Source organism: Ureibacillus chungkukjangi, assembly GCF_003217295.1.
Lineage (GTDB): Bacteria > Bacillota > Bacilli > Bacillales_A > Planococcaceae > Ureibacillus > Ureibacillus chungkukjangi.
Genome location: NZ_QJTJ01000045.1, coordinates 1 through 17007, shown reverse-complemented (window position 1 = coordinate 17007; position 17007 = coordinate 1). Strand labels below are relative to the sequence as shown.

Below are 17007 nucleotides of genomic sequence, written 5' to 3'. Positions count from 1 at the left end.
AAGGCAAAATTAAAAGACCTAAGCCCGGTGGAATACCGAACTCAGGTCCTTGAAGCAGCTTAATTACATATGTCTAACTTTCTTGGGTCAGATCAAGTCGAGTTGGTACTTAAAGGTGTTTCTTTTTGTAGTAGAAAAATTAAAGGTTTAAAGGAAATCCAGCAAAGATGGGACGGGTTTCTTGAAATATTCTACTCCAATTACGATTTTCTAATAGGATTATTATTGGATAAAAAGGGTAATTAAAGCTTTGTAGGGAATGTAGTTTTGGCAGAAGATGCAATACATGGGCAATTAAAAGTTAGCGAATTATTTAAACCTTTCAAGCGCAATATAAGGACTGTACCAGTTAGCCAAATTGTTTAGATTCGATGAAACGACCTTTAAAGTGGTGCCTACTCAATGATTGTGTGCGGTTTGAAGATGAATGTATTTCTAAATTAAGTTAATGAATTTTCAAGTGTTTGTTTAAAAGTTTTAAAAATAATTTACTTTTATGATTTTTTATGACCTATGGTTTCCTTAATTTTCTAACGGAAAACGAAAATTAAGAATATTATAACAAGAGCAATTTCGTTGCAATGCAGTTAAGAGCCGTGATAGACTATGATAAGCAATGGATACATTTTGTGCGAAGGCTCTTCACAAAAATTGATGAAGAGTGCTTTTTTTTGAATTTAACGGTTTTATTCTATTTTTATTAAGCTTTACACATAAGAAGATGGGTAGAATGAACCGCTCGGCAAAGACCGGGCTTTCCCTTTCATATAAAATCGCTCTCTGTTCGAAGACGGAGAATTATTAAGTATCGGAAACGTTCCAAAACTTAGGCTCGAAGTTTGCCGCATTTCATCTGAAAATGTAACCATTTGTCAACTTAAAGGAAAAAGGAGATTGAGAAGTTTGACAAATTTTTCAGAATTAAATATTAGCGAATCAACATTACGTTCATTAAAGCGTATGGGATTTGAAGAAGCAACACCAATCCAAGAAGGCACTATTAAGTTTGCAATGGAAGGTCGTGACGTATTAGGTCAAGCGCAAACTGGTACTGGTAAAACGGCAGCATTCGGGATACCGCTTATTGAAAAAATTGACCCAAAAAACCCGAACATCCAAGCATTAATTATTGCCCCTACTCGTGAATTAGCAATCCAAGTTTCGGAAGAATTATATAAAATTGGTTATGATAAACGCGTTAAATTATTATCTGTATACGGTGGACAAGAAATTGGACGTCAAATTCGTGCGTTAAAAAATAAACCACAAATTATCGTTGGTACTCCAGGTCGTATTCAAGATCATATTAACCGTCACACATTAAAGCTTGATCAAGTACAAACACTTGTATTAGACGAAGCGGACGAAATGTTGAACATGGGCTTCATCGATGATATTAATGCGATTTTAGAAAATGTTCCAGACACTCGTCAAACATTATTATTCTCGGCTACAATGCCACCTGCAATTCGTAAAATTGCAAACACTTTCATGAAAAACCCTGAAGAAGTGAAAATCAAATCAAAAGAAATGACAGTTGAAAACATCGAGCAATTTTTCGTAAAAGCTCAAGAGCGCGAAAAATTCGATGTATTAACTCGAATTTTAAATGTACACCAACCAGAGCTTGCGATTATCTTTGGTCGTACAAAACGCCGTGTTGATGAATTATCACAAGCATTAAGTATTCGTGGGTATGTTGCAGAAGGAATCCATGGTGACTTAAGCCAAGCAAAACGTATGTCTGTATTACGTCAATTTAAAGAAAATAAAATTGACATTCTTGTTGCAACAGACGTTGCTGCACGTGGTCTGGATATTTCAGGTGTTACACACGTTTATAACTTTGACATTCCTCAAGATCCAGAAAGCTATGTTCACCGTATCGGCCGTACTGGTCGTGCTGGTAAATCTGGGCTTGCAATTACATTTGTAACTCCACGTGAAATGGGTTACTTACGTATTGTTGAAGAAACAACGAAAAAACGTATGACACCACTACGTCCACCAAGTGAAACAGAAGCACTAGTAGGACAACAAAAAGTAGCTATGGATAAGTTAGTTGAAATCGTTCAAGCGAATGATTTAAATGAATACCGTATCTTAGCTAATGAATTATTAGAAGAACACAATGCAGTTGACTTAGTAGCAGCAGCTATTAAATCAATGACTAAAGAACCTGATGAAACACCAGTAACAATTTCTGAAGAGCGTCCATTACCTGCTCGCAAAGAACGTTCTGGTGGAGGCGGTCGAGGCCGTGGAGGAGACTCTCGCGGTGGTCGTCGTGACTTCGGTCGTGGCGGACGCAGCAGTGGAGGCGGCGGTGCACGTCGTGATGGAGGCCGCAGAGATGGAGGTCGCCGTGACGGTGGCCGCAAAGAAGGCGGTAGCGCAGGCGGCGGAGATCGCAGACGCTCTTCAAGCACACCACGTCGTCGTGAAGACTAATTAAATTAAGTATTAGAAGTGTCCTTTCGGGGGCACTTTTTTTGTGTGAAAAGAAGTATCGCTAAACGGCAAGATCCGGAGAGAAGATAGCTCACATCCCCGAAACGGCAAAATCCGAAGTTTCGGGGAAGAGAGAAGCGCACTCACTTCCCCGAAAGAGGAAAATCCGGAGTTTGGGGAAAAGAGAAGGGTGCTCACTTCCCCGAAAGAGGAAAATCCGGAGTCTGGGGGAAAAGAGAAGGGTGCTCACTTCCCCGAAAAAACAAAATCCGGAGTTACGGGTAAAAGAGAAGTGGACTCATTTCCCCAAAACCATAAAATCCAAAGCTTAGGGTAAAAGATACCCCTACTCAGCCGCACTTCACCTAAATCGCACAACCCCACTCGGAACTAGTCTACAAGGAATTCACATATCACTTTATCCTAGTTGTTAGTTTGATTTTCGTTAAGCTTAGGGGAAAGTGTACAATTGGAGAATTATCCATATGTGTTAAAAGTGCATCGCTTTTTCAAACCGATATATGCTAAATTAATAAGTACTAGCTTATATTTTGAATATATTGAAACAATTAACAGTCTTATTCGTATTAAGAGGAAAGAGAAGGGGTGTATTTTGTGCGAAAACAATTGAATTATCAAATACCGAGGAAGGGGTTAACTGTATGGCGATTGTATGGTCTTTTTAATACTTTGGTAGTCTCTGTTTTAATGGGGGTTGCTTGTTTCTTAACCTATTATTTTGAGTGGCCATCGTTCATAGTTTATATAGCAATCGCACTTGTACTAATTGTCGGACTGGCATCGATTTGGCTTTTCCCGAATATTCGCTGGGACCATTGGCGATATGAGGTGCGAGAGCATGAGATTGAAATCCAATATGGCTTATTTATCGTGAAGCGAACATTGATTCCGATGGTTCGTGTCCAGCATGTTGATACTTCACAAGGACCGATTTTGAAAAAATACGATTTAGCCAATATTTCAATTTCAACAGCTGCTACAACACATATTATCCCAATGTTAGTTACAAATGATGCGGATAGTTTAAGGTCCCGTATTTCGACTCTAGCAAGGGTGGCTGAAGATGATGTCTGAGGATCGCTTTAAATTACATCCAGTTGCAGCGGTAGTTGATTTTGTAAAGGGACTAAAAGAATTGATTCTACCCTTTTTAATTATCTTTTTTGCAAACGGTTTTAACGTTACGTTTAATCCTGGAGATGGAAGCTTCTGGGCAAGTATTGTTCCTCTGGGCATCTTTGTCCTAGTAATCATTGTTCGCTTAATAAATGGAGTTCTTAAATGGTGGACATATGTGTATTGGTTTGAGGAGAAGGAGCTAAGGGTTGAGTATGGTCTTTTAGTTAAGAAAAAACGTTATATTCCGTTTGATCGAATTCAAAGCTTAAATTATAAAGAGGGTATTTTTCACCGGATTTTTGGGCTTGTCCAAGTAATGGTTGAAACGGCTGGTAGTACGAACGGTAAGCCGGAAGTTATTTTAACTGCAATTACAAAGGAAGCAGCTGACCAAATTGAGCTGGTTACTCGAAAAAGTAAGGAAGAAGAGTATGAAAATGAGCTGCAAAGTGAAACTGGGAACTCAGTTGAGAAAGCGCAAGCTCCGAGTTCAAGAGTAATCCATAAAATGAACAAAAAGGATTTACTCGTATTAGCAACTACTTCAAGCAGTATGGGCGTTGTAATTGCCGGAGTTGCAGCGGCTTTATCCCAATTTGCAGAATTTATTCCTTTTGAATGGTTATTCGAAGAGTTTTCGGACTTTATTAAATTTGGTTTTGTTATTGTAGCGTTTGCTGTTTTTGTTTCGTTTTTATTTACATGGGTAATTGCTGTTATTATTACATTTATAAATTACTATGATTTTACAGTAATCGAGGAAAATGAACGTTTAACTATTACAAGGGGATTGTTAGAAAAGAAGAGGGTAACGATTCCTTTAAATCGAATCCAAGCTATCAAAATCGTAGAAAATCCAGTAAGGCAAATGTTTGGGTTTGCTGCAGTTGCTGTGGAAAGTGCAAGTGGGGGATTTGGTGGAGAAGAAAAAAAGATAACCCTATTTCCATTAATAAAGAAGTCGAGGTTATTTAAGCCGTTGCATGAACTGCTTCCTGAGCTTGAATGGCAGCAAGCTTTAACGAAGCCACCCAAAAAAGCAAAGCCATTCTTTTATCGAATCGACTTTGTTTGGCTATTGCCAGTTATTGCCCTTTGCTCATATATATGGTTTCCGTATGGATTGTTCTCGTTGCTGATTATTGTACCAATCATTTTGCTAGGCTTGTGGCAATTTAAAACGACAGGCTATGCCATTAGCGGTAATCAACTAACACTTTGTTATCGAATATTTAGTAGGGTTACATTTGTTGTTGAGAAAAAACGCATTCAAGCTTTGGAAAGTAGACAGACATTTTTTCAAAAGAGAAGAGAAATTGCTAGTGTGGAAGTAACGGTAATGTCTGGATTTACAGGTGCGACGGCAAAAGCCCTGAATCTTGAAACTAGAGATATAGAAGAAATGATGAGCTGGCTCGAAAAAAATGACCACCTAAAATAAACGATATAAAAAAGGCAATCTCGGATTTAGTAAAAGAGATTGCCTTTTCGTTTACATTTAATAAGGTATCAATTATTTCTGTCTCCAGCGAATGATATTCTTTGGTGTGAAATAGGATAGACCAAGCAAGAAACCAGTAACTAAACCACCGATATGTCCCGTAACATTAATATTAGGAGATATAAAGGTAATAATTACACTAATAACCACAAGCGGAAGGATTACCTGCTTAAGCTGTGGCATTGTATGGCGAGTATAGTAGACAAGCGCAGCGAAAGCACCGAAAATACCGTAAATAGCACCACTTGCCCCAACGCTTGCGTAGTTGCCAGCCTGCAATACGAATGTTGCCACATTACCAAAAATACCTGCTAGAAAGTAAATCGTTAAAAATCGCATTTTCCCAGCAATTTTCTCTAGCTCTGGACCAAACAAGAATAAAGAGAACATATTAAATAAAACATGCATGAAGTCTGCGTGAATAAACATTGATGTAATAATTCGCCACCATTGACCATCTTCAATTAAATAATTCACACTCATCCCTGTGTAAAAAACTTCATCACCAATATAGGGAAGCATTGTTATAATATAGACGATGAAATTAATCGCAATAATCGTTGACACAATTGGATATAGCTTTAAAAATTGTTTAAAATTTTCTGTACGAATAAACATGTAACCACCTCATATCGATTATTATACATTGTATTTTATTAATAATAAAAGGAGAACTTCCATATGATAAAAGGAATTGGACTAGACATAGCAGAAATCCCAAGAATAAAAAAAGCAATAGATCGTTCAGAAAAATTTGGACAACGTATTCTATCTGAGCGTGAATTGAATATATTTAATCAACTATCTGAACTACGAAAAGTAGAATTTTTAGCGGGGAGGTTTGCAGCAAAGGAGGCATTTTCTAAAGCAAATGGTACTGGTATAGGTAAGAATTGTGAGTTTCGTCAGATTGAAGTGTTGAAAGATGATTTAGGAAAACCAACTTTGTATTTCAACGGAGAATTAGTGAGTGGACATGTCAGCATCACACATACAAAAGAGTATGCGGCAGCTCAAGTGATACTAATGCATTCTTAAGACGCGATATAATCTATAGAAAAAATTTGATTAATAATTTGTTAAGTTGTCCAAAAGTGATAGCATAAAGTTATACATCCACTCATATATTTGACGTATCGGAGCTGAAAGTAGTAGAAGAAAGGATGGAGTTTTGCGACACAAATTAACCTTATTTTTTGTTATGTTGTTAGGAGTACTAATGCTTGCAGCTTGTGGGGAGGATTCACAAGAGGATGTTCTGCAAAATCTAAATGATAAGTGGAACGATGTAAAAGGATATGAGCTAGATGCCACAATGGAAATCAAAACTGGTGCTGAACCAAGAGTTTATGATGTAAATGTATGGCATACTGATCCAGAATTTTACCGTGTGAAAGTAACTCAGCAAGGTGAAGACGTAACACAAATGATTATCCGTAATGATGAAGGCGTATTTGTAGTAACACCTTCCCTAAGAAAGACGTACAAGTTCCAAAGTGAATGGCCGAAGCAAAATAGCCAAGCCTATCTAATTGGAGCATTAGCTGAAGACTTGTTAGCCGATGACAAGGTGGTAATGGAAGAAGATGAGAAGAATTACATCTTCACAGCAGCAACTCGAAATAATCATAAAAGTATTATGCCAACGCAAAAGATTGTAGTGGACAAGAAAACAATGCTTCCAACTTCTGTTTCGGTAGTAAACGAAGCACAAGAAGAGCAAATGGTAATCACGTTTAAAAATATCGATCTAGGAATGCAGCATAAAGAAAGCGAGTATGCAGTAGAAAACTTCTCTGAGTCAAATGAAGAAGAAACTGCTAGTGCAAGTGCACCAGTTCAATCTGAATTCCAAACATACTATCCTGAATTAAATTGGGAGAATACAAAACTAGTAGATGAAAAAGTAGTTATGGAGAATGGAACAGAGCGTGCTATCTTAACGTTCGAGGGTGATAAATCCTTCACACTTGTCCAACAGCCTGTAGAGTATGGTGAATCCGCAACTCTTCCAGTATATGCACCTGGTGATCCAGCTGATTTAGGATTTACTATTGGCGCAATTACTGAAAAATCTATTAGCTGGGAACGTGATGGCGTATCATTCTTTATCGCATCAAATAACCTAACACAAGAGGAAATGGTACAAGTTGCGGCTTCGGTTACAACCGGTGGATTAAAATAAATAAGTAAAGTGAGTAACTAGTTCCACATAAATATATAAAATTCGAGAGGTTAGTCTTAAAGTGGACAAATGGGACGCTCTAAGGCTAACTCTCTCTTAATTTTCTTAAAGTAAGTGAAAGTGGTGGACAAGAACTAGTATTAAAATTTAAAATAAAAGAATGAATATTACAAATATTTGAAGTTTATAATTGCTAAAAGAGGGAATAACAATAATGCAAAACATAAAGCACTTCCGTCCAACCAAAGCCATCATTAATCTAGATGCTATAAAACACAATGTGAGTTACTTGAAGGAATTTTTACAACCAGGAGTTCAGATCATGGCTGTGGTGAAGGCAAATGCTTACGGACATGGAGATGTTGAAGTTGCAACGGTAGCTATAGAAGCTGGTGCTACTATATTAGCGGTAGCTACACCAGAAGAAGCACTTCATCTTCGAAAAGCCTTCCCAAATATCGATATTTTAATATTGGGTTATGCCCCTGCATCATTTGCACCATTTGCAGCAAATGAAAATATTACGTTAACAGTGTTTTCATTTGATTGGGTGCAGCAAGTTAAGGAGTTTAGTTTATCGCATCCTTTAAAATTACATATTAAAATTGATACTGGCATGGGTAGAATAGGTGTCACTCAAATTGAAGACTTACAAAACCTGTATAACGCGATAACATCCTCTGATAGTTTACTTGTAGATGGAATTTTTACACACTTTGCTACTGCAGATGAAGAGGATGTCGCTTATTTTCATCATCAAGTTGCTAAATTTGAAGAGTTTATAAGTGCTTTACCTGAAAAACCACGACTTGTGCATGCTGCTAATACAGCGACGATGCTTATAAAAGATCGAGCTCTTCAATATGATGCAGTAAGGTTTGGAATTTCAATGTATGGATTAGCACCCTCTGCCTATGTAAAAACGAAATTACCGTTTCCATTACAGCCTGCTTTCTCATTAGAAACAGAACTCATTGAAGTAAAGAAAGTTCAAGCTGGTCAATCGATTGGCTATGGAGCAACCTTTACAGCATCAGAACCGTCGTACATTGGGACAATCCCAATAGGATACGCTGACGGATTAATTCGAAAATATAGTGGTCAACATGTATTAATAGATGGCGTACGTGTACCAATCATCGGAAGAATTTGTATGGATCAATGTATGTTATTATTACCAGCTGCATATAATATAGGTAAAAAAGTAACTTTAATTGGAAAACAAGAAGAAGAAGAAATTACACTTGATGAATGGGCAGCAAAAGGCGATACAATTAACTATGAGGTCCCTTGTATCATTACTTCCAGAGTGCCTAGAATCTACTACAAAAAATAGTAAAATGCGACAAAATCTTCAACAAAAACCGATAAAACTACATGGATAGCCATATTTTTTAATAATTATCTTTTCAACATATCATTTCGATGATAGAATGAGAAAAGAATTGAAATGGTACGGTTTTTGTGGAGGTGCTTGTTTTGTACGCGAAAAAAGTAGAAGAAAAGGAAGTATTAGAACTTCCTCAAGAGATGTTAATGGCTTTTAATACACTTGAGCAAAAATCACGAGAAAGTGAAAGTTATGTTTATATTTCATCTCGTAGATTATCTACGCACAAGCAACCAAATCAAATACGGGAAGCTTTAATGAAAGGCTATGTGGAAATGTCGCAAATCAACCTGAACATTTGTAGCGAATGTCTACATGCAGAGTATGAAGCGGAACATATGGTGGAGCGTCTCGTAAGCGGGGGATGACATTTTGATTGTGAAACGAGGGGACGTGTTTTTTGCAGATCTCTCACCAGTTGTGGGATCTGAACAAGGCGGTACGAGGCCCGTATTAATCCTTCAAAACGATATAGGTAATAGATTTAGTCCAACTGTAATCATCGCTGCGATTACTGCGCAAATTCAAAAAGCAAAATTGCCGACTCATGTCGAAATTGATGCCAAAAAGTATGGTTTTGAAAGAAACTCGGTAATTTTGCTTGAACAATTGCGTACCATAGATAAATCGAGGTTGACAGATCGTATTACCCAATTAGATGATGAGCTTATGGAAAAAGTGGACGTTGCACTTGAAATAAGCCTAGGATTAATGAAATTTTAATACATAAAATGTAAAGGTATGACCTAAAAGATTAATTCTTTTGGGTCATTCTTTTTTTATGAATAGTTAGACCATTTTAGCTATTGCCAAAATCTTTTGTCTATTTTTCGCAATAAATTTGATGTAAGGACACTTGATAATATATATTAGAAATATCAGGATTTATACATATTTGCTAGAATGATAATATGCGTTCCGATTTAATTCATTAGCAAAATGGGGGTGCAGTGATGAGAGAAGCAAAAATAGTAGAGATAGTGACAGAATTAGATATAGTAACTGCACGCAAGCTAGGTCGAGATGAGGCTAAGGATATTGGATTCAATGATGTAGACCAATCTAGAATTACGACTGCAATTGGCGAACTCGCAAAAAATATATTATTATATGCCCGTACTGGGAGAATCGTGATCGAGGAAATAGAAGAGAATGGCCAAAAAGGAATTTCGATTTCCTCGATTGATAAAGGACAAGGTATGGAAGAAGTCCATAGAGTATTAGAGGATGACTATTCGACAAGTAATACTGGCGGCGGTTTGCCAGCTGTTAAGAGACTTGTAGATTCAATTGATATTCAATCTAAGGTTGGCAAGGGAACTACGGTTAAAGTATTGAAATGGCTAAGTTAGGGTGTGGATTTAAGTGGAGCAGATAAGAAAACAATATAAAAAAATCTTATCAGACTATATTGGCAACCAAAGTGAAAGCGATTTATATATCGGCCAGAATTTTATTAAACGTATGATTCAAAAAAATGTGACACCAGAAGAGGTTATTAGTATTCACAAGCAGGTGCTTGAGGAGATTTATGATGATATACCTCAAACTGTGTTGCATGGTTATGATTTTTTAATCGAAGTAATGGTTCATTTTGGGTTAAAGGTTCAGGAACATCAGGCTTTACTCGCCAAACAAGAAGAGCTGCGTATTGAAATGGATATCGCAACCAAAATTCAAAATCTATTATTAGAGACAGAAATACCGAATCCGCCATCAATTGATATAGGAATGCTCTCAATCCCTCTTCGGAAAATGAATGGGGACTATGTTCATTTCATGCATGACAAGGGCCGTTATTTAAGTGCCGCTGTAACAGATGTAGTAGGCAAAGGAGTCCCAGCTGCACTATGTATGTCCATGGTAAAATACGGTCTTGATACTTTGGAATATGCAAACAGCAATCCTTCGTATGTTTTGGAAGTTTTAAATAGAATCATTGAAAAAAGTATAGATGATAGTATGTTTGTTTCGCTATGTTATCTGCGTTATAACCTAAAAACAGATGTACTTACATGGAGCTCTGCTGGACATGAACCTTCTCTTTACTATAATGCAGAAAAAGAAGAGTTCTATGATTTAGAATCAAAAGGCTTACTACTTGGGATTTTACCTGAAACAAAATATACCCAACAGGATATTCAGTTAAGGGATGGAGATCTTGTTATTGTCATGACTGATGGTGTAACAGATTTTCGGAACAAAGAAGAATTTGACTCTCGCGAAATTATTAAGGAGCTTGCTTTAGCTAACCGTCACCTAACTGCTCAAGAAATGTGTGAGACGATTCATAAAGCTTTACAAAAGCTGCACGACTTTAAGTTAGAAGATGATTTCACACTAGTAATCATAAAAAAATAATTTTTTTAAGAATAATAGGTTTAACAAATGCAGTATGGGGAAAAGACCATATAGGTAATTGTGGGAGGTGTCTTAAAAATGAACGTAAATGTACAATTCCGAGAAGATGGTGATTTACTGTTAGGCTTTATCGAAGGGGAAATTGATACGTATACAGCACCAATTTTAAGAGATGAGCTGGAGATGATTCGTTTGTCAGAAGGCTTAGTTGTAGAATTGGATTTATCAAATGTAAATTATATGGACAGCACAGGTCTTGGAGTATTTGTAGCGTTTTATAAGAAAATCGTTAAAGAAAATGCTAGCTTGAAATTAGTTAACCTGTCTGCCAGGTTAACAAGATTATTTGAAATAACAGGCCTTAGTGAATTAATGGAAATAGAAAAAGGTGGGACAACCAATGCGAGCATTTGACTACATTGAAATTCGAGTTCCTGCAAAGCCACAGTACGTTAGTGTGATAAGATTAACTGTTTCTGGATTAGCTTCTCGCGTTGGTTTTTCCTATGACGAAATTGAAGATATGAAAATCGCCGTAAGTGAAGCAGTGACAAATGTAGTTCAGCATGCGTATGGACTTCATGAGGATGGAGAAATTGTCATCGGCGTTGCTTTGTATGCAGATAAAATCGAAGTAATGGTATCGGATTACGGACATAGTTTTAACTTTGAAGAGGTTAAGTCACAAATTGGTCCATACCAAGAAGATGAAAGTGTTGAATTATTAAGAGAAGGTGGACTAGGGCTTTACTTAATGGAAACATTAATGGACGAGGTCAGAGTGAACAATAACGAAGGTGGAGTCACTGTTTTCATGACAAAATATGTCACGAGAGAGCAGGTGAAAGAAAATGTCCAGTCAATCACCAGATAATCGAAAGTCTTCTGAAGAGATATTAAAATGGATAGAAAAATATCAACAAACAGAAGAGCAAGAAGCATTAGATCGTTTAGTAATACATTATAATAATTTAGTAGAATCAATTGCTAGAAAATATTCCTATGGTAAAACTAATTTTGAAGATATAGTTCAAGTAGGAATGATCGGATTGCTTGGGGCAATTCGACGTTTTGATACGTCATTAGGCAGAAGCTTTGAAGCCTTTGCAGTTCCAACTGTTGTTGGAGAGATCAAAAGGTTTTTACGTGACAAAACGTGGGATGTTCATGTACCTAGACGGATTAAGGAGCTTGGTCCGAAAATTAAAAGCGCCGCTGAATATCTAACTACCAAACTACAATACTCACCCTCTATCCAAGAGATCGCAGAGTATTTAGAGGTGGAAGAAGAAGATGTTCTTGAAGCGATGGAAATGAGTAAAAGCTATCATGCCCTTTCAATGGACCATTCCATTGATGCGGATTCTGAAGGTGGTACCGTCACCTTGATGGATGTCGTCGGGAAAGAAGATGACGGCTTCGAGAGAACAAATCGTCGAATCGTTGTTTCAGAGGCAATGGAAACCTTAGAAGAGCGTGAAAAAGAAATATTAAAGTTAACATATTACGACCAACTGAGCCAAAAGGAAGCGGGAGAAATGCTGGGGATTTCTCAGATGCATGTATCACGTATTCAAAGAAAGGCTATTAAAAAATTACAGCAGGTCATTACTGCTGATGGCGTAGTGTAAAAGCTTTAACTAGGTAAAACTTTTACATACCAATTTAGAATCTTAATAAAATGGACAAGTCTACCTATCAACTAGTTGAATGGGTAGACTTTTTTATTGAGTTTGAATACCTAATTTCTTTATTAAAGACTTCTAGCAAGTACGATAATAGAAGAAAGTGGTATGTAAATGTTAAACTAAGATTATTCGACTTCGTAATTTTCAAAAAGAAAAGAGAAGCTTATTAAACGAAATTTATGAAAAGAGATTGGTACAAGCAGTAAACAAAATGCAAAGCTTGGACATTGATCTCAAATTAAGTATTAATGATAGAGTAATTTATGAAAATTGAAAGGCTGTGAAATGATGGAAGAAAAGAAAATGCTGCAAATGATTGCAACTGATGCACTAGTTAAACCACATCAAGCAGAAGCAGTTATCAAACTATTAGAAGACGGCAATACAGTTCCTTTTATCGCTCGATATCGTAAGGAAGCAACAGGGTCGTTAGATGAAGTTCAAATTAAAGCGATTGAAGACAGATATCACTACATACAACAGCTAGAGCAACGAAAAGAAGAGGTTATCCGTTTAATCGACGAACAAGGGAAACTAACAGAAGATTTACAGACGGCGATACAATCGGCAACTGTTTTACAGCGTATTGAGGATTTATATAGACCTTATAAGCAAAAACGACGTACAAAAGCAACGATTGCCAAAGAGAAGGGGTTAGAACCTTTAGCAGAGGAAATGATGAAATTCTCAAAAGAAGATATTCAAAAAATCGCTTCTACGTTTCTTAATGCAGAAAAAGGTGTGGAAACTCTTGAGGATGCAATAGCTGGAGCAAGGGATATATTAGCAGAAAGATTTGCTGACGATGCACAAATTCGTGATCAAATACGAAAATTCTCCTGGAGAGAAGGGAAAGTTGTAACTGCTGTTAAGGATGCAGATAAAGATGAGAAAAAAGTGTTTGAAATGTATTACGAGTATGAGGAGCCGGTAAAATATATCGTGCCTCATAGAACACTTGCCCTTAATCGTGGTGAAAAAGAAGATATTCTAAAAGTAGCCATTCAGGTTCCTATAGATCGAGTTCTTCCAATTATGGAGAAGGCATGGATTCCTTATAATTCTTCTTCGTCTTCAGTTGCCCATGTAAAAGAAGCAATTGAAGATGGTTATAAGCGATTAATTCAGCCTTCTATTGAGCGAGAACTACGAAGTGAATTAACCGAAAAAGCTGAAGAACAAGCAATTCATATCTTCGCTGAAAACTTAAAAAGCTTATTATTACAGCCACCAATGCGCGGAAAAATGGTTTTAGGTGTAGACCCAGCTTATCGAACAGGTTGTAAATTAGCGGTAGTAGATGAGACAGGTAAAATGTTTGAAGTAACAGCAATATACCCACATCCACCAAAGCCTGATGTAGCAAAATCAAAAGCGGTAGTGAAGGCTTTATTAGCTAAATATCCTATTTCAATTGTAGCTATTGGAAACGGAACAGCATCTCGTGAAACAGAGCAATTTATCGCAGACGTTTTAAAGGAAGTTGAACAAGATGTTGCGTATGTAATCGTTAACGAAGCAGGGGCTTCTGTTTATTCTGCTTCTGAGGTAGCGCGAAACGAATTCCCAGACTTACAAGTAGAGCAAAGAAGTGCTGTTTCAATTGCTCGTCGCTTACAAGATCCTTTATCGGAACTTGTTAAAATTGAACCAAAAGCAGTAGGAGTTGGCCAATACCAACATGACGTATCGCAAAAGAAATTAGCCGAGTCTTTAACATTTATAGTAGAAACAGCAGTTAACCAGGTAGGGGTAGACGTTAATACAGCCTCGGCTTCACTTTTACAATATGTATCTGGTTTATCGAAAACTGTAGCAGAAAATATTGTTAATGCACGAAGTGATAGCGGGAAATTCATATCCCGTGCACAACTAAAGAAAATCCCCCGACTAGGTGCGAAAACATATGAACAGGCGATTGGGTTCTTACGCATCGCAGAAGCAAAAAATCCTCTTGATGCAACAGGGATACACCCAGAAAGCTATAAATTAGCAGAGGAAATTTTAGCTAATGTAGGCTTATCGAAAAAGGATGTAGGCTCCAAGAAATGCGAGGAAGCTTTAGCTGCAATAGATGTGAAAACTTTAAGTGCCGAGCTTGGTGTCGGTGAAGTAACGGTAAAGGATATTGTGGACACATTAATGAAGCCGACTCGAGATCCACGAGACGCATTCCCGCAACCGTTATTAAAAACAGATGTATTAAAAATGGAGGATCTACAAGTAGGGATGGAGCTGCAAGGGACAGTCCGAAACGTAGTGGATTTCGGTGCCTTTGTAGACATCGGTGTAAAACAGGATGGTCTAGTCCATATCTCTAAGCTTCAAAAGCGCCGTATCAAGCATCCTTTAGAGGTTGTCTCGCTAGGGGATATTGTCACAGTATGGGTTGATAAAGTAGAAGTGAATAAAGGTCGTATCGCTTTAACAATGATTGCCCCTGAGAAACAGGTAGAACTAATTCAGTAAATTATATATAGTACTAGCAAAACACTTTGGTTTCCAGATGGACCAGAGTGTTTTTTCTTATGTGCAATACACTTATTTTTCATGGGATTATATGATAGATTATTTCATAGGAGGGGATACATATGACAGATCAAGAACTACAAGTATTAGTAGAGGAATTATCTCAAAAGTATTTTGATGTACCCTTTTTACATCAAGCCTATTTTAACAGCAGATTACGAACGACTGGGGGCCGTTATCTGCTAAGAAGTCATAATATCGAATTTAATAAAAAATCCTATGAAATCTTTGGTATTAAAGAATTGCGCGGTATCATCCTTCACGAACTATGTCATTACCATCTTCACATAAGGGGGATGGGCTACAAACATCGAGATGCAGATTTCCGAGCGCTCTTAAAGAAAGTCGGTGCACCAAGGTTTTGTTCAACAATAGAAGAAAACAAAAAGCAAACTAATACTAAAACATACTTATATGAATGTGTTGAATGCAAACAATTATATCCGCGTAAGAAACGAATGGATGTGAATAAGTACCGCTGTGGTAAATGCCGCGGCCGACTAATAGAAAGAAAGACTGTTGAATAATGAATGGTTTTAAACTAGCGAGTTCGTTTTTGTGGAAGAATTGTTAAAAGTTCTAATTAGATGAAATTTAAATGTATGTTTTTTTGAAAAAGTGCACATTATAGGAAAGTTGTTTCCTTTCAAATGACGTTTAAAGCCTTGATATATAAGGGTTTTAAAGAGGAATGGTAAAAATGTAAAAAAGTTTTAGTAAAAGTGTTGACTTTGTATGAAAGTGTCTCTATAATAATAAAAGTCGACAAGATAAGTCGTAACAAATTATTCCGAAGTAGCTCAGTGGTAGAGCAACCGGCTGTTAACCGGTTGGTCGTAGGTTCGAGTCCTACCTTCGGAGCCATGGCCCGTTGGTCAAGTGGTTAAGACACCGCCCTTTCACGGCGGTAACACGGGTTCGAATCCCGTACGGGTCACCACTTATTATTTAAATAGCAATAAAACAATTTGGTCCCGTGGTGTAGCGGTTAACATGCCTGCCTGTCACGCAGGAGATCGCCGGTTCGATCCCGGTCGGGACCGCCATTGTTGGGGTATAGCCAAGCGGTAAGGCAACGGATTTTGATTCCGTCATGCCCAGGTTCGAATCCTGGTACCCCAGCCATTTGTACGAGCCATTAGCTCAGTGGTAGAGCATCTGACTTTTAATCAGAGGGTCGAAGGTTCAAGTCCTTCATGGCTCACCAGTTTTTATTCTTGACTTAGTTCGAGAATGGTGTATACTTAATAGAGTCTTCATTTGAACGCGGTCGTGGCGGAATGGCAGACGCGCTAGGTTGAGGGCCTAGTGGGGGCAACCCCGTGGAGGTTCAAGTCCTCTCGGCCGCACCAAGTAGCACATTTCAAAATACGCGCCCGTAGCTCAATTGGATAGAGCGTCTGACTACGGATCAGAAGGTTGTGGGTTCGACTCCTGCCGGGCGCGCCATTATAAATTTAATATGCGGGTGTAGTTTAATGGTAAAACCTCAGCCTTCCAAGCTGATGTCGTGAGTTCGATTCTCATCACCCGCTCCATAATATATTTGAACCTTGAAAACTGAACGACAAAACGTTAATGAACATAGTTTCTTCTATTAAATTAGAGAAACAAAATTTTGGACATCAATATTGATGCCAGCATAAAATTTGAGCTAATCAAATTTTCTCTTTTATGGAGAGTTTGATCCTGGCTCAGGACGAACGCTGGCGGCGTGCCTAATACATGCAAGTCGAGCGGACTTTAGAAAAGCTTGCTTTTC

General features: G+C 37.6%; 16 protein-coding genes, 8 tRNA genes and 1 rRNA gene. 24 read left to right on the top strand and 1 reads right to left on the bottom strand.

Translation table 11 applies throughout. The features are described from left to right. Positions 1-903 precede the first annotated feature (903 nt). The 3 genes from BJ095_RS17850 to BJ095_RS17840 all read left to right on the top strand — a co-directional run bounded on the left by BJ095_RS17850 (position 904) and on the right by BJ095_RS17840 (position 5032). The gene (locus BJ095_RS17850) at positions 904-2451 is read left to right on the top strand and encodes a DEAD/DEAH box helicase (RefSeq protein WP_107937685.1); all 1548 of its coding nucleotides are present in this window, start codon (positions 904-906) and stop codon (positions 2449-2451) included. A gap of 615 nt (positions 2452-3066) precedes the next feature. After that, on the top strand, positions 3067-3546 hold the full coding sequence (locus BJ095_RS17845) for a PH domain-containing protein (protein ID WP_107937687.1): 480 nt from the start codon (positions 3067-3069) through the stop codon (positions 3544-3546). Further along, the gene (locus BJ095_RS17840; RefSeq protein WP_107937689.1) at positions 3539-5032 is read left to right on the top strand and encodes a PH domain-containing protein; all 1494 of its coding nucleotides are present in this window, start codon (positions 3539-3541) and stop codon (positions 5030-5032) included. Before BJ095_RS17845 ends, BJ095_RS17840 begins: the two co-directional genes overlap by 8 nt. 72 nt (positions 5033-5104) lie before the next feature. Here BJ095_RS17840 and BJ095_RS17835 read toward each other — a convergent pair whose 3' ends face one another. Next, positions 5105-5710, bottom strand: coding sequence for a rhomboid family intramembrane serine protease (locus BJ095_RS17835; RefSeq protein ID WP_107937691.1), 606 nt, complete (start codon positions 5708-5710; stop codon positions 5105-5107). Between the two features lie 63 nt (positions 5711-5773). Between BJ095_RS17835 and acpS the strand changes: the two genes are divergently transcribed. From acpS to BJ095_RS17730, 21 genes are all read left to right on the top strand, one after another. Continuing rightward, positions 5774-6130 carry a holo-ACP synthase gene (acpS, locus tag BJ095_RS17830; RefSeq protein ID WP_107937693.1) on the top strand — a complete coding sequence of 119 codons (357 nt, stop codon included), beginning with the start codon at positions 5774-5776 and terminating at the stop codon, positions 6128-6130. Between the two features lie 163 nt (positions 6131-6293). Beyond that, a complete protein-coding gene (locus BJ095_RS17825; protein WP_235867706.1) occupies positions 6294-7277 on the top strand; it encodes a LolA family protein in 984 nt (327 codons plus the stop codon). Between the two features lie 214 nt (positions 7278-7491). Beyond that, on the top strand, positions 7492-8613 hold the full coding sequence (alr, locus tag BJ095_RS17820; RefSeq protein ID WP_107937696.1) for an alanine racemase: 1122 nt from the start codon (positions 7492-7494) through the stop codon (positions 8611-8613). A 194-nt stretch (positions 8614-8807) separates the two neighbouring features. Beyond that, the gene (locus BJ095_RS17815) at positions 8808-9035 is read left to right on the top strand and encodes a hypothetical protein (protein ID WP_404427996.1); all 228 of its coding nucleotides are present in this window, start codon (positions 8808-8810) and stop codon (positions 9033-9035) included. Between the two features lie 4 nt (positions 9036-9039). Further along, positions 9040-9390, top strand: a complete 351-nt coding sequence (locus BJ095_RS17810; RefSeq protein ID WP_107937700.1) for a type II toxin-antitoxin system PemK/MazF family toxin — start codon at positions 9040-9042, stop codon at positions 9388-9390. Between the two features lie 230 nt (positions 9391-9620). Continuing rightward, entirely contained in the window at positions 9621-10019 is a 399-nt protein-coding gene (locus tag BJ095_RS17805) for an anti-sigma regulatory factor (RefSeq protein WP_107937702.1), read from the top strand. 13 nt (positions 10020-10032) lie between these two features. Then, entirely contained in the window at positions 10033-11028 is a 996-nt protein-coding gene (locus BJ095_RS17800; RefSeq protein ID WP_107937704.1) for a PP2C family protein-serine/threonine phosphatase, read from the top strand. Between the two features lie 78 nt (positions 11029-11106). Continuing rightward, positions 11107-11442, top strand: coding sequence for an STAS domain-containing protein (locus BJ095_RS17795; RefSeq protein WP_107937706.1), 336 nt, complete (start codon positions 11107-11109; stop codon positions 11440-11442). Then, the gene (gene rsbW, locus BJ095_RS17790; RefSeq protein WP_107937708.1) at positions 11429-11902 is read left to right on the top strand and encodes an anti-sigma B factor RsbW; all 474 of its coding nucleotides are present in this window, start codon (positions 11429-11431) and stop codon (positions 11900-11902) included. The genes BJ095_RS17795 and rsbW overlap by 14 nt, the downstream gene beginning before the upstream one ends. Beyond that, positions 11880-12659, top strand: a complete 780-nt coding sequence (gene sigB / locus BJ095_RS17785; RefSeq protein ID WP_107937710.1) for an RNA polymerase sigma factor SigB — start codon at positions 11880-11882, stop codon at positions 12657-12659. The genes rsbW and sigB overlap by 23 nt, the downstream gene beginning before the upstream one ends. Positions 12660-13004: 345 nt before the next feature. Then, on the top strand, positions 13005-15185 hold the full coding sequence (locus BJ095_RS17780) for a Tex family protein (RefSeq protein ID WP_107937714.1): 2181 nt from the start codon (positions 13005-13007) through the stop codon (positions 15183-15185). Between the two features lie 122 nt (positions 15186-15307). After that, positions 15308-15772, top strand: coding sequence for a SprT family protein (locus BJ095_RS17775; RefSeq protein WP_107937712.1), 465 nt, complete (start codon positions 15308-15310; stop codon positions 15770-15772). Between the two features lie 262 nt (positions 15773-16034). Continuing rightward, a tRNA-Asn gene (locus BJ095_RS17770) sits at positions 16035-16109 on the top strand. A 1-nt stretch (position 16110) separates the two neighbouring features. After that, positions 16111-16185, top strand: a tRNA-Glu gene (locus tag BJ095_RS17765). A gap of 30 nt (positions 16186-16215) precedes the next feature. Beyond that, positions 16216-16291, top strand: a tRNA-Asp gene (locus BJ095_RS17760). 4 nt (positions 16292-16295) lie between these two features. Beyond that, positions 16296-16370 (top strand) — tRNA-Gln (locus tag BJ095_RS17755). Positions 16371-16377: 7 nt separating this feature from the next. Next, positions 16378-16452 (top strand) — tRNA-Lys (locus BJ095_RS17750). A 59-nt stretch (positions 16453-16511) separates the two neighbouring features. Then, positions 16512-16597 (top strand) — tRNA-Leu (locus BJ095_RS17745). 20 nt (positions 16598-16617) lie between these two features. After that, positions 16618-16694: transfer RNA gene (locus BJ095_RS17740), tRNA-Arg, on the top strand. A gap of 15 nt (positions 16695-16709) precedes the next feature. Further along, positions 16710-16783, top strand: a tRNA-Gly gene (locus BJ095_RS17735). 133 nt (positions 16784-16916) lie between these two features. Next, a 16S ribosomal RNA gene (locus tag BJ095_RS17730) occupies positions 16917-17007 on the top strand; the annotation flags it as partial.

Bases quoted from the DNA above. Each gene is read 5' to 3' on its own strand.
- BJ095_RS17840 (WP_107937689.1), top strand. From the start codon at position 3,539: ATGTCTGAGGATCGCTTTAAATTACATCCAGTTGCAGCGGTAGTTGAT.
- BJ095_RS17835 (WP_107937691.1), bottom strand. From the start codon at position 5,710: ATGTTTATTCGTACAGAAAATTTTAAACAATTTTTAAAGCTATATCCA.
- acpS (WP_107937693.1), top strand. From the start codon at position 5,774: ATGATAAAAGGAATTGGACTAGACATAGCAGAAATCCCAAGAATAAAA.
- BJ095_RS17825 (WP_235867706.1), top strand. From the start codon at position 6,294: ATGTTGTTAGGAGTACTAATGCTTGCAGCTTGTGGGGAGGATTCACAA.
- alr (WP_107937696.1), top strand. From the start codon at position 7,492: ATGCAAAACATAAAGCACTTCCGTCCAACCAAAGCCATCATTAATCTA.
- BJ095_RS17815 (WP_404427996.1), top strand. From the start codon at position 8,808: ATGTTAATGGCTTTTAATACACTTGAGCAAAAATCACGAGAAAGTGAA.
- BJ095_RS17805 (WP_107937702.1), top strand. From the start codon at position 9,621: ATGAGAGAAGCAAAAATAGTAGAGATAGTGACAGAATTAGATATAGTA.
- BJ095_RS17795 (WP_107937706.1), top strand. From the start codon at position 11,107: ATGAACGTAAATGTACAATTCCGAGAAGATGGTGATTTACTGTTAGGC.
- rsbW (WP_107937708.1), top strand. From the start codon at position 11,429: ATGCGAGCATTTGACTACATTGAAATTCGAGTTCCTGCAAAGCCACAG.
- sigB (WP_107937710.1), top strand. From the start codon at position 11,880: ATGTCCAGTCAATCACCAGATAATCGAAAGTCTTCTGAAGAGATATTA.
- BJ095_RS17780 (WP_107937714.1), top strand. From the start codon at position 13,005: ATGGAAGAAAAGAAAATGCTGCAAATGATTGCAACTGATGCACTAGTT.
- BJ095_RS17775 (WP_107937712.1), top strand. From the start codon at position 15,308: ATGACAGATCAAGAACTACAAGTATTAGTAGAGGAATTATCTCAAAAG.